Raw genomic sequence first — 12,629 nt, 5'->3', positions numbered from 1 at the left:
TAAATCAATGGTTATGGATTTAGCTTTTTTGGTTAAGACAATCAGCAGTTAACAAATGTTAAGCGGTTTTCTGCTCTCAGACCATCTCAATTTGCAGCTCGGCTTTAAGCCTGGAAAAACTAACCGAAGTCATGTGCAGATACGCTGCAATCTGCTTATCAAAAAACTGCAGTTTATTCTCATTTTCTAGCATTGGAAACTGGTTGTAAAACTCCCTGATCCTGTCGATCCCTTTGAGATTAAGCAGTATATTTCTTAACCGATCTTTATCCATAATGCTCGACAAAATATTTGCCGCCAGCATGCTAGCGCCGGGATGTTTGGAAAATATCTGTTTGAGCGATATAGACTCAATAGATAGAGCGGCGGTATCCCCGCATGCCATAAGTCCGGTCTTTGCCCTTCTTTTATTAAAGAAGCTATCGGCCAGCAACGCTATCTCACCTTTCTGAAAAATACGGAAGGGGATTTTATTTCCATTTTCATCGCTATAATACGCATAGGCCATGCCCTTTGAGATAAAGAATGCTTTATTGGCTACTTTATGTTCCGGCTGGATGATGGTAGGCGTAGAAAACTCTGCAAATTCCATTTCGGAATCCAGGGCATTCCTGAAGGTATGGTCATCTATTCTTTTGAAACTATCCAAAAATGCTAGTAGATTCTGGAATGCGGTTCTCGGTAAACGTAGTTTTTTTGTATTCATATCTGCTAAAAATATTTGGGTACTTTATTATTAAACTTGGTATAAACTGCTTTTTTATTTTGCTTTTTCATCCCCAATAAAAAAGACAGGCTTCCATCCGAAAGGCCTGTCTCAATCACTATAACTATTCCTAAAACTAATTTTCTGTTGAAAAAGCATAAACTGTTCTTGTTCTATACTGCTCGCCCGGTCTGAGCACGGTACTTGGAAAGCTCGCTCTGTTTGGGCTATCGGGAAAATGCTGGGTCTCCAGACAGAATGCCGTGCGCAGGTCGTCCGGACCAGTTCGCAACCTGTTTTTGCCAGCCATGAAATTCCCTGAATAGAACTGCAATCCCGGCTGATCGGTAAACACCTTCATCACTATTCCAGACTTATCTCCCTTGGCCATTACGCTTGGGATGATCTTGCTTTTGTTAAGTACGTAGTTATGATCATAGCCTTTACCAAACCGCAGCTGCTCATCACTAGCATTTATCCTGCCGCCGATTGTTGTAGCGCCACGGAAATCAAAGACCGTTTCCTCAACATCCCTAATTTCTCCAGTAGGAATGAGCGTGCTATCGACCGGAAGAAATGCATTGGCATTGATCATCAGCACATGGTTCAAAATACTTCCCGAACCATTCAGATTAAAGAAAGCGTGATTGGTAAGATTGATAATTGTAGCTTTATTGGTCTTGGCCTCATAATCGATAACCAACTCATTGTTTCGGGTGAGAGTGTAGGTAACCTTCGTTTTTAATTCCCCAGGAAATCCATTTTCTCCATCGGGCGCTGTAAACCTGCACACCATTGCCGAATCGCTAACTTTTTCCAGTGACCACTTTTGATACTGAAAACCTTCTTTACCTCCATGCAGTGTATTTAGACCATTGTTGATGGTCAGCTGGTAGGACTTTCCATCCAACGAAAATTTTCCTTTTGCAATACGGTTCCCATAGCGACCGATGGTGGCTCCGAAATATGGTTCCGTTGAGGTATCATAATCCTCTGGGTTTTCAAACCCTACTACAACATCTGTAAGCTTTCCATTTTTATCCGGCACTTTTAACTCCATTAGCCGTGCCCCATTCTCGCAGAATTTTGCGCTTGCACCGCCCGCACCAGTAATGGTGTAGGTTTTATATTCTGGCTTATTCCGGCAACTAAAATTCACTGTCGCCAATATTCCAATGGCTGATACTGCCACTGCTTTCACATTCAAATTGATGTTAAAAATTTTCATAGGTAGGTGTTTTTAATTTCAATTTCTTCAAGTAAGTGCGGCAAGGCCATCCGGCTCATGCCGCAACTTCTCATTAACTAACTAAACTACTATATACTAAAACCTAAACCATGAGTATAATAGCCGTCTACTTATTGATTAATTGTTAGCACTCTGGGTGCTAAACATTCTTTGTTATCTCTCATTACGTGTATGCGTTTCTCGTAATTGGGCCTTCAATTTTCTACTCTCGAGAAAGCAAATGCAGCAGTTATATTTCCAATTACTTTTTTAACGATTATTATGATAAATTTTCTGATTGATGGATCGGATTTTCGGTATTTGAATTTTGATGATCTTTCTATCAAAAGTCATTAATCCGCATTCTTCTTGCTCCACATCAAAGCTTTGCGTAAAGATTGACGCAGTTAATCCCTTTTTCTCAAAATCAATTAAACGACTCACAAAATCTTCATATTGAAATAGATAATCGTCCAAACTATGTGCTTTTCCATGTCCCCAGCTGAATCCTTCACGCCATTCATGGCCAGGAATAAGTGCCAATACTCCACCGAACTCCCCTAAAACCGAAGCCTTACCACTTATGGCCTTTGGCATAATAGGATAGCTATAATGATGTATGGAGTTAAAATCACCAGATGCAATAGTATCTGCTCTGCTACCTGTGTTAACATTTACCAGTCTTGAAGGGTCTAATTTTCTAACTAGCCCCTCAATTCTGCTTCTATCGAACATAGCCCAATCCTCATTAAAGGGAAGCCACATAATGATCGAAGGGTGGTTGAACTGCTGTTCAATCAATTTTACCATTTCTGATTCAAACTGTTTTCTTGAGGAAATTCCGTCTATGGATTTATCTATCAAAGGAGATCGACATGGCATATCTTGCCACACCAGCATACCTAATTTATCACATAAATAATACCATCTATCAGGCTCCACTTTCAAGTGTTTCCGAATTGTGTTAAACCCCATAGATTTTATAGTTTCGATATCAAAACTCAATGCCTTATCACCAGGAGCGGTATAACCTCCATCTGGCCAATATCCCTGATCTAAAACACCAAGATTATAAACATATTTATGATTTAGAAAAATTCTCTCATGGCCTAAACTATCCCTTCGGATCTCTATCTTTCGCATTCCGAAATAGCTTTCTACCTCATCTATTATTTTTCCTCTCTGCATTATTTTGAGCTTAAAGGAATAGAGGTGTGGGGCATCTGGCGACCAAAGCTTTGCCCGAGGGATTTGTAATGTAATTTCTTTATCAGCCCTAGCTTTCGCTACTAATCCTTCACACTCTAATAAAAGTTCGTATTCTCTACCTTTATCGAGGTCTGCCTTCACATATAAATTTCCTTTGTCTATATCGGTTCCTATTTTAAGATCTTTGATGTATATCAAAGGAACCTCTTCTAACCACACTGTCTGCCAGATTCCACTGCATGCCGTAAAAAAAGAGGTTCTGGGGTTTAGTGTCTGTTTTCCGACTACATTATCACCCGTATTGGTAGGGTCAATTACCCGAACGACCAATTCATTTTCCCCAACTACAACATGATCCTTAAGATCAATTGAAAACCCATCAAATCCACCAGTATGTTTAGCAATTAGCTTTCCATTAAGATATATATCAGCCTTGTAATCAACAGCTCCAAAATGCAACAATAATCTCCGTTTATTGGATAATTTATCGATCAGAAAACTTCTTTTGTACCATAGAGCATTTGAAGGCAATAGGGGCTTCGATACCCCTGATAAAATGGACTCAACAGCAAAAGGAACTGTTATCTTTCCAGCGAATATTTCTGGACAGCTAGCGATGCTATCTGTAATTGCATAATCCCATAGGCCATTAAGATTTTTCCAAGTAGCCCTTCTCATCTGAGGCCGTGGATATTCAACAAGTCCTTTTCCTGGACTGATTCCAGAAGTCCAAACAGTAGACATGTTTACCTTTTTTTATTAATTCTATTATCATCCAGTACATCTATATTCTGGCAATAGCCAACTTGAGCTGCATTGAGCGACAGAAAAATCAAAAACACTTTGAATTTGAAGTAAACTTTAATTTTCATATAAATTTGAGTTGTTGAAAGGATTGCTTAGGTTTCTTTTGATGTAATTTGTCTCGGGTTTTTTATCCAATAGGGCGGCAAAAGCCGCCCCTGGACGATCACTAACTATTCAACTAAAACTAATATTATCTACAGCGCCTTGCGCTCAACCCTTTCATTTACCTTATACCATTTTCCATCTTCGAACAATGCTCCTTGATGGTCGCCCGAATGCCTATTTACATCTATTCCCAGTACTTTTCCGCCATAATAAAAGCCTATATTTTCAGGTACTATGGTATGGCCAACTACAATACGCTTCACTCCGAACACACGGAGTGTTTCCAAAACCTCAGCTTCTGTAGCCTTTGGATCGAAAAAATATCCCCGGTACCAGAACAGCGAACTCTCGCCCTTGAAAAACGGATCTATTTTGGCATCGCCAACCCCTTTAAGCACTTTCACCTTATCGTAATATGGCCTGCAGAGCTTATTGATATCCGCTACTGAAAGTCCAAGTGAATTGATGACAGGAGATACACCTGCATGCATACACAGGTTATCACCTATCTTTTCTATGGTATTTTTTGTGCGCAGCCATTTTCCGAGCTCGGAATCCACCCCATAAAGTGATAGATAATCAACCCCTAGGATCTTAGCCGATTCCATATATTTTGGCTGTACATACCGCAGGTCGCCCGATAGATTCATAATATCATGGTTCCCCAAGATCGTGTGCACATATCCTCCCGCAGCCTTGGCCAACCCCTCGAGCTTATAGATCAGCCAGATGCTTTCTGTAACCGATAGTCCGCGATCAAACAAATCACCACAGATTACCAGATGTCCCTTTCCAAACGTCCATTCGTATTTTTCATTGATGATTTTATTGGCCACGAGCAGTTTCCGAAACCCCTCGAACTCTCCTTCGATATCCGAAACAATGAACATCTTTTCAGGCTGAGCGAATTCGGAAGGTTCAATTTTCAGCTCTGGCTTTAGGGCCACGATGAAATTCCAATCCCCATTTCCTTCAAATTTTACATCGATATTTTTTGAGCCTTTGGCTTTGCTAGGAAACCGTTCTAAAACTGATTTTCCCGCTACTACTCGGCTTACCAAAATACTGTCCGGAGAGTAAACCACATAGGGGCCATCATTTACCTCTTGGGAATAACCAGTAAATGCTATTGTTGCTAGCAAGCATGCAATTATAATCTTCTTCATTTTCATAACTTTAAATCTTTAACCTAACTTTCTGCCATTTTTTTAATAGGCACCCAAACCTGTTTGAACTCCATAATCTTGCTATCGATCAGATACTTCAGAATAAATCTTGCCTCTGAATCCGATAGTCCAAGTTCCTGCGCTACATCCTCCAGCACAAAGGCTTCTTCGCAAACCGCCATCTTAAATGCATCGACCACTTCACCAGGTATCCCCAACTCTTCCAATGCCATTATTTCTTATTTTTAGTAAGTGATTTAATCAGATCCGTTTCTTTTGAATCATAAGGCACGCCATCTTTTCTAAAAATATCATGGAACCAAATTGCAGGCTCCTTATTGCCCCAATCCTTTTCATCCCAGGCGTATTTAGTTTGTGTTTTTCCATCGACGAGTCCCCAGTTAATAGCACCTATATTCTGCTTTTTTAGCATAGGCAGGATAGCAGCAAATGTGGATCCTCGTTTTCTGGCCATGTATTCCGTACAGATCAAAGGCCGTCCTCCGCTTACTTTATTTAGCGAATCAATCCTCCGCTGATGTACATCTGGCTTATCATAACTGTGGTAGGTAATGATATCAGAATTCTCGACCTGGAATTTGGCGATTGCCTTTTCATTGTCATCATAAACACCAGAGGTCAGTGGCTGGGAAGGATTGATTTTCCTTGCCCAGCCGAAAGCCTCTTTCATCAAGGGACGACTATTATCATGTTGATCGAACTGACCGGGCTCGTTGTAGAGATCCCACATCAATATCCGTTTATCATCTTTAAAGGTTCTAAGTATATCAGAAACGTAGGCCTGTAAGGTATCCAATAGCGGACCTCCTTTTTGTACGATATTTCCCGGATCTTTGAGCCATCCACTGTTGTGCACTCCAGGCCTTGGCAATGGCTGTCTGCCTATTGCATATTTATCATTCCAACAGTCATCGAAAAACACGAACAATATTTTCATTCCGTGCTTCTTAGCTACTGAAAGAACGTTGCACATGCGGTTTTTAAAGCCGGATTTATCCTGTTGCCATGCAGCATGGTGAAGGTATATGCGCATGCAGTTCATGCCAATACTTTGGGCCCAACCCAATTCTTTGTCGATTTCCGAAATGTTGAATGTTTCCGCCTGCCAGAATTCCAATTGGTTAATGGCATAAGCAGGGGAGTAGTTCGCACCAACTAGCCACCCCTGTTCTCTATACCATTTTTTTGACTTTTCCAGTGGCTCAGGTCTGTGCCAATAACGATTGCCAAACCATCATTATGCAAAGAAGTGCACCTATATTTGTTTTCATTTGATCAATATTTTATGTTTTCCAGCCTCAAGCTGCCTTTCGTATCCTTTAACTCCAAGTTTGGCTATTAGTCCATCTGGAATATCCACATGTAGTTCTATTGCTCTCAGAACCCTTTTCCATTTTACGCTAATTAGGCCAAAAGGAGTTTTGTGTGTCGCGCTTACCCAATCCAATCCTTTTGGAAATACAGGCGCTATAATGAGCTTAGAAAACCCGGCAAAATCTTCATCCAATTTTATTCCTGCTAAGCTTCGATAGCACCATGCCCCAAAATCCCCGAAGAATACATGGTTCTGTGATTGGTTTTTGGGATCCCAGCCTTCATACAACGTAGTGGCACCTTCGCTTATCCATTTTCCCCAGCCCGCCTTTGGATTGGTAAGCAAGGTAAATGCCTCATCGGCGCAACCGTTATCGCTCAGTGCCGATAATACCCACTTTGTTCCCAATACCCCGAAATCCGGAACATAACCTCTTTCGCGAACTCCCTCGGCAAGTTCTTTTGCCACAGTGACTCTGGAAGCTTTAGGGCAAAGTCCGTTTACGAGTATTCCACTAAGCGCGGTCAAGGTCTTTATTTTATAACTTTCACTTGGGATGTCGAAAAACTCTTTATTGAAAGCCTCTTTCACTCTCGTTGCAAGTGAGCTGTAATTATTCTCATCCTCTGATTTTCCAAGCGCAGTTGCCATTTTAGACAGCACTTGCAGATTTTTAAACAGAAATATTGTCGAGGTTAGTGCTTTTGGCGTTTTTTGGATTGATAGAAAATCGTCAAGGCCAGTTGTGTAGATATACCCTGTAGGCTTTGCCTTTTCTACCAAGAAATCAACATACTTTTTTACCGCAGCGTAGTTTTCTTTTAGCACTTCTGTGTTTCCGGTGTTTAGGTAAACTTGCCATGTGATGAGCGGCAGCGCTGAACCCCAGGCGGGGCCAAAATCGGTATCAGCGGTGTCTATCCAAGAATAGCCGATTCCACTAGTTGGGGCGACGCCAGGCAATTCTCCATTCGGTAATTGTACATCGCGGATATCGCCCAGAAATTTTCTGTAGCTTGAAGCAGCGTCGAAACTCCAAAGCCCAAGTTCACAAAGGTGGTGCGCATCGGCAAGCCATCCCATTTTTCCCTTTGCGGACAATCTGTTGGAATGCCAACATAATTGGATCTATAGCTCTGCAAGGCCGCCCAATTCAACTCGTTCAGCATCTTAGAGGAACTTTTAAAAGTGCCTATCTGCTCGAACCCCGTACTGTAGAACTGCCCCAGTATCGATGACTTTGAGAGTGTAATACCTTTTGAAACTATCACCTGCACATATCGAAACCCATGATAGGTAAACCTTGGGGTATAGGTTTCTGCGATACCGCCTTTAAGTATATAAACATCTGTAGCAAACTTTGGATCGGATTCTGGTCCGATCATTTGCCCGGCATTTTGTTCTACATCCAAACTGCCATCCGAATTTAGCCTTTCGCCATATTTGAGCACTACTGTGTCGCCGGCTTTTCCACGTACCTTTAGCCTAACTACACCAGCAAAATTCTGGCCCAGATCATATAGATATTCCTTTTCTTTTGTCTCACTGAATGAAACTGGTTTAATGTACTTAATTACTCTTACTGGTGGCATTTGCTGATCTTCCAATTTTCCACCAGGAGAGTTGGTCAGCGTTACCTTCTTCCACGATTGGTCTAAAAATCCAGGGCTATCCCAGCCCCTGACTTCTTTTCTTGCATCGTAGATTTCCCCGGCAACCAGGCTATTGAACAGGCTGCCGCCAGTTTCCCACTTCCAAGAGCCGTCTGAGGAAATAATCTGCTTTTTGCCATCGACGTATTCCAGTACCAGATCTGCTATAAGCCTTGGTGATCTGCGCCAACCGATCTTATCAAAATTCCAAATGGTTTTGCTCTGCATACTAAACCAACCATTTCCAAGCTCTACCCCCAAACAGTTTGTACCTTTTTTCATTAATAATGTAACATCGTAGCGGTTGTAAAGCAATCGTGAATCATATTTTGTAAAGCTCTGCTCAAGAACTGAGGCACTTACAGAACGACCATTTATAGTGGTAATTTGGTAACCAACCCCGCAGATGAAAAGACTAGCAGACTTTAACGCGCCACTGACCTCAAACTGCTTCCGCAGCAATGGGGCTGGTCGGAACTCGACGTCCTCTGTGGCACATATCCAGGATCCAGTAAATTCATGCGAAACCTGTCCCATTGCCCTACTGATGTTCGTAAGCACGGCCGTATAGATTATCATTAAAAAACACAGAATCCTCATATTATTTAACAGCTAACTGTACCATGCTTTTTGCAGGCATTACAACTTTAAGCGTCCCATTTTCGAACATTGCCCCCTTGAATGCCGCTAATTTTACTTCTGGGTCCTTTCCAAAATCATTGAACGAATTGATTTTTGGGGCAGTTAACAATTGACCCGATACATTTACACCTTTTACGTCAATATTAATGGTAGTTTCTTTGGATGGATCAAGGTTTACCAGAGTGATATTTGTGATTCCATCCTTTACCGAAGCTGATGCATTTATTGCTTTAATAGATTCGCTTCTAAACGCATAATCGGGTGAGGAAATTTGCAATGGCAAGAGCTTTGCATCCTGGTGCACCTTCATCATATCGAACACGTAGTATGTAGGGGTAAGCACCATTTGTTCTCCTTTTGTAAGTATGACCGAATGGATTACATTTACCGTTTGTGCCAGATTTGCTACCCGCACGCGGTCGGAATGGTTGTTGAAAATGTTAAGGGTTGAAGCCGCAATCAGCGCATCGCGCAGGGAGTTCTGCTGGAACAGCCAATCTTTAGGCTGCCCGGGTTCCTGCGCAGTCCAAATTCCCCATTCATCGACCAATAGTGCCACTTTTTTCTGGGGATCATATTTATCCATAATTGCACTGTGCTTTGCCACGACCTCTTCCATTTTTAATGCATTTTTTAACCCTCCAAAATATTGGTCTTCACCAAAAGAAGTGGCAGAACCTGAAGGTGGCCAGTGGCCTGTGATCAAGGTGTAATAATGTAGCGAAAGTCCCCACATCTGGCTCCAGTGGATATTTTTCATGCACACTTCTGTCCAATTGTAATCTTCGGAATTAGCTCCTGAAACAATCTTCTTTAATTTCGGTGCGCCTGGGTAGGTTTCGCAAAAGCTTGCGTATTGCTTGTAAAGATTAACATAGTGTTCTGCGGTCATATCGCCACCACATCCCCAGCTTTCATTTCCAACTCCCCAGAATGATACACCAAAAGGTTTCGGGTGTCCGTTTCTTCGCCTCTCTTCCGCAAATGCCGATTTTGAATCTGAATTAAGGTATTCAATCCAACTCGCCATCTCTTGAGGTGTTCCAGTTCCTACATTACCGGCGAAATATGGCTCACATTCAATTTTTTCACATAGTTCTAAAAACTCGTGCGTTCCAAAGGAGTTGTTTTCTTCTACCATTCCCCAAGTTGTATTGATCCTAATTGGGCGGGCGGATTTTGGCCCAATGCCATCTCTCCAGTGATATTCATCCGCGAAACAGCCTCCCGGCCATCGTAGATTGGGAACTTGGATTTTTTTAAAGCTGCTACGATATCCTCTCGGATTTTTCCGTTTCGGTAAAATCCATCATAAATGCTTCTGCCCAAGTGTTCGGCAAACTGCCCATAGATATGTTTACTAATGATCGGGGCATCAGATTTTGATTCCAATTTGATATCAGCTGTTTGGCTAAATACCAAAATTGGGAATAGGAGCAATGCTATTATTAAAAGGCGGTTCATTTCTTTGGCTTATATTTTTCTTCTAGAATCCAATTGATGCAGTCATCAATCCATTGTACTTTGGCCTGGCTATTGTTTGCACCATACCCATGATATCCTTTTTCGTAAAGGAATAAATCCATTGGCACATGATGCTGTTTTAGTGCCGCCGCGAAATAAAGTGTGTTCTTCACATCCACTATTTTATCATCCATACCAGAGGTAAGGTAAGTTGGTGGAGTTTGTTCTGTGACCTGAAGTTCATTGGAAAATTGTCTGATTTTCTCCTTGGTTACCTCTGGTCCAATGAGATTGGCTCTTGAATCCAAGTGCGTAAGTGAATCTGCAAAACTGATCACCGGATACACAAGGATCATAAAATCTGGTCTGAGACTGGTTTTATTTAAGTTGATGAGTTCTGAATTCTGGAAATGGGTACCTACAGAAGCAGCTAAATGTCCTCCAGCTGAAAAGCCCATGATACCAATTTTTTCAGGGTCAATTTTATATTGTTTAGCATTTTCTCTTACAAATTGTGTAGCTCGCTGAGCGTCAGTTAGGGGAACAACCTCTTTACGATCCATGAACTGGATTTTCGGAACTCGGTAATCGAGCAAAAACGCCGTTATACCAGCTTGCTGTAATTTTTTACAAGCTGGTAAACCTTCAACTGAATTCGCTCGCCCACCATATGCTCCGCCTGAACAGACAATAACGGCCGTTCCTTTACTGATGTTTTTCTCGGGTTGAAATAATGTAAGCTTCGGAATTTCCGTTCCACTTTTTGCAAAAGGTATTTGCCCTTCTGGATAAAGTCGAATTATATCCTGTGATTTGACACTCAGGCCAAATAGGCAAAAAAAAGCGAGATTGAGGTATGTTATAGTTTTCATTAAATATCCTTTATGTACTATCTAGATTACCTTAGGTCCATCTTTACCGTTCATGGGTAATTCCTATGGATAAATTTTTAGATAATTTTGTAAGTTTTTATCTTCTGGTCAAATAAAGCAATTAGTAAATTACCTCGAATTCGAAATCCTTTCAGTTTATTTTTTTCCTCACCTTCCAATTGAAGACTATATTTATATTCTCCACGCTGATTCAAGTCATACACATCAATTGTATATCCTCTATTAAAATCTTCAATATCTTCATTATCAGCTCTTAATCCCGACTGAATAAATAAGTTGCTTTTCCATACCCATGAATATCGATTCACCCTAGCAGCTGGAGCTGACATACTTAATCTATTTTGGCCATTGTAGCCAAGTTGTATTTTCGAATGACTTGTCGTGTCAATAGTTTTTGCCTCGAATTGCCTTTTTAAACTTGAATCTATAACAAGGAAGTCATTACGATATAAATAAACATAAACTATCTTACCTGATTCCGAGTCACTTAGCAAAATTCCATCCTTACTAAAATAATTATCCCCTTGCGCTTTGAGCAAAGTTTTATCTATGATAAATCTGTTTGTTCCGGCAAAAGCCTTCCCGATCACAATTCCATCCTTTCTATCATTAAGACGGACGATTAAACTGCCATCCTTGACTGAAACTGCTTTGTCAAACTTGATTTTGGGCATCTTATAGTCTCGCGCTAAAAAATCTCGAGTATTCCCTTTGAAAAACTTTGAAACGAAACTGTCATTAATAAAAAAAAATGGAGAGTCTATATTTAAACTGGCTCTGAAAAGGGAGGTGCTTTGAAAAATATTACCTCCTATGGTGGAAAAACATGAAGAATGATCGTTTATATTTATTTCCTTTATGTGTTGAACATATTTTTGATGCCCTAGATAAATCTTGTTATCGGTCAGTCCTACAAGTCTCCAAATTGGCTCTATGCTGATATCTTCGCCGATTTTTTGCAGGTGATGTGAACCGAAATTCCGAACAAAACCATTGGGTGTGGTCTCTCTAGTTTTAGCTAATCTATATAGGAACAATATTATACAAATTGCTAACGCAGTTAAGATTGTAAGATTAAGTAATTTATTTTTCACTTTTAAGCAGCTAAATAGTTGGAGGTTTGACCTCCAACTAGACCTAATAATAAATTTGATAAAGGAAATAAGATTGGTCGGGCCAAGAACACCCAGATGGAGTGTAAAATGCAGGATAACCGTTAACAGTGCAAAGAGGTCCTGTTTCATTTGGAGCGCATTCTTGAAAATCATCGATTGGCCCAAAACTGCACGGTCCCGACGTTGGCTTATAATACCCATAGAGCTGCCCTAAAGAACTCTTTTTTGTCCAGCAAACGCACTTACTGCTGCGATTAGGATTGCTGTAAGCGCAAAAATTTTCGTTTTATTCATAATTTAGTTTTT

General features: G+C 40.9%; 11 protein-coding genes and 1 pseudogene. All 12 read right to left on the bottom strand.

The annotated features are described in order from the left end of the window. Positions 1–76: 76 nt before the first annotated feature. Positions 77–706: a Crp/Fnr family transcriptional regulator gene (locus tag ACQ86H_RS29505; protein ID WP_431293391.1), complete on the bottom strand. Its 630-nt coding sequence runs from the start codon at positions 704–706 to the stop codon at positions 77–79. A 136-nt stretch (positions 707–842) separates the two neighbouring features. Further along, positions 843–1,934, bottom strand: a complete 1,092-nt coding sequence (locus ACQ86H_RS29500; RefSeq protein ID WP_431293390.1) for an aldose epimerase family protein — start codon at positions 1,932–1,934, stop codon at positions 843–845. 270 nt (positions 1,935–2,204) lie between these two features. Beyond that, a complete protein-coding gene (locus ACQ86H_RS29495; protein WP_431293389.1) occupies positions 2,205–3,887 on the bottom strand; it encodes a glycoside hydrolase family 2 protein in 1,683 nt (560 codons plus the stop codon). A 257-nt stretch (positions 3,888–4,144) separates the two neighbouring features. Then, a complete protein-coding gene (locus tag ACQ86H_RS29490; protein ID WP_431293388.1) occupies positions 4,145–5,221 on the bottom strand; it encodes a metallophosphoesterase in 1,077 nt (358 codons plus the stop codon). A 23-nt stretch (positions 5,222–5,244) separates the two neighbouring features. After that, positions 5,245–5,454: a hypothetical protein gene (locus ACQ86H_RS29485; RefSeq protein WP_431293387.1), complete on the bottom strand. Its 210-nt coding sequence runs from the start codon at positions 5,452–5,454 to the stop codon at positions 5,245–5,247. Next, positions 5,454–6,359, bottom strand: a complete 906-nt coding sequence (locus tag ACQ86H_RS29480) for a cellulase family glycosylhydrolase (RefSeq protein ID WP_431293386.1) — start codon at positions 6,357–6,359, stop codon at positions 5,454–5,456. Before ACQ86H_RS29480 ends, ACQ86H_RS29485 begins: the two co-directional genes overlap by 1 nt. A 150-nt stretch (positions 6,360–6,509) precedes the next feature. Continuing rightward, on the bottom strand, positions 6,510–6,749 hold the full coding sequence (locus ACQ86H_RS29475) for an alpha-L-rhamnosidase C-terminal domain-containing protein (RefSeq protein ID WP_431295497.1): 240 nt from the start codon (positions 6,747–6,749) through the stop codon (positions 6,510–6,512). A 75-nt stretch (positions 6,750–6,824) separates the two neighbouring features. Then, positions 6,825–8,746, bottom strand: a pseudogene (locus tag ACQ86H_RS29470) (family 78 glycoside hydrolase catalytic domain); the annotation flags it as partial. Positions 8,747–8,810: 64 nt separating this feature from the next. After that, positions 8,811–9,992, bottom strand: a complete 1,182-nt coding sequence (locus ACQ86H_RS29465) for an alpha-N-arabinofuranosidase (protein ID WP_431293385.1) — start codon at positions 9,990–9,992, stop codon at positions 8,811–8,813. Next, on the bottom strand, positions 9,986–10,243 hold the full coding sequence (locus ACQ86H_RS29460) for a hypothetical protein (RefSeq protein WP_431293384.1): 258 nt from the start codon (positions 10,241–10,243) through the stop codon (positions 9,986–9,988). Before ACQ86H_RS29460 ends, ACQ86H_RS29465 begins: the two co-directional genes overlap by 7 nt. A gap of 68 nt (positions 10,244–10,311) precedes the next feature. Beyond that, positions 10,312–11,187, bottom strand: coding sequence for an alpha/beta hydrolase (locus tag ACQ86H_RS29455; RefSeq protein WP_431293383.1), 876 nt, complete (start codon positions 11,185–11,187; stop codon positions 10,312–10,314). Positions 11,188–11,264: 77 nt separating this feature from the next. Further along, on the bottom strand, positions 11,265–12,302 hold the full coding sequence (locus tag ACQ86H_RS29450; protein ID WP_431293382.1) for a hypothetical protein: 1,038 nt from the start codon (positions 12,300–12,302) through the stop codon (positions 11,265–11,267). Positions 12,303–12,629: the final 327 nt, after the last annotated feature.

The sequence above is a fragment of the Pedobacter sp. P26 genome (genome assembly GCF_050632135.1).
Classification (GTDB): Bacteria; Bacteroidota; Bacteroidia; order Sphingobacteriales; family Sphingobacteriaceae; genus Pedobacter.
This window is presented reverse-complemented; position numbering and strand designations above follow the sequence as displayed.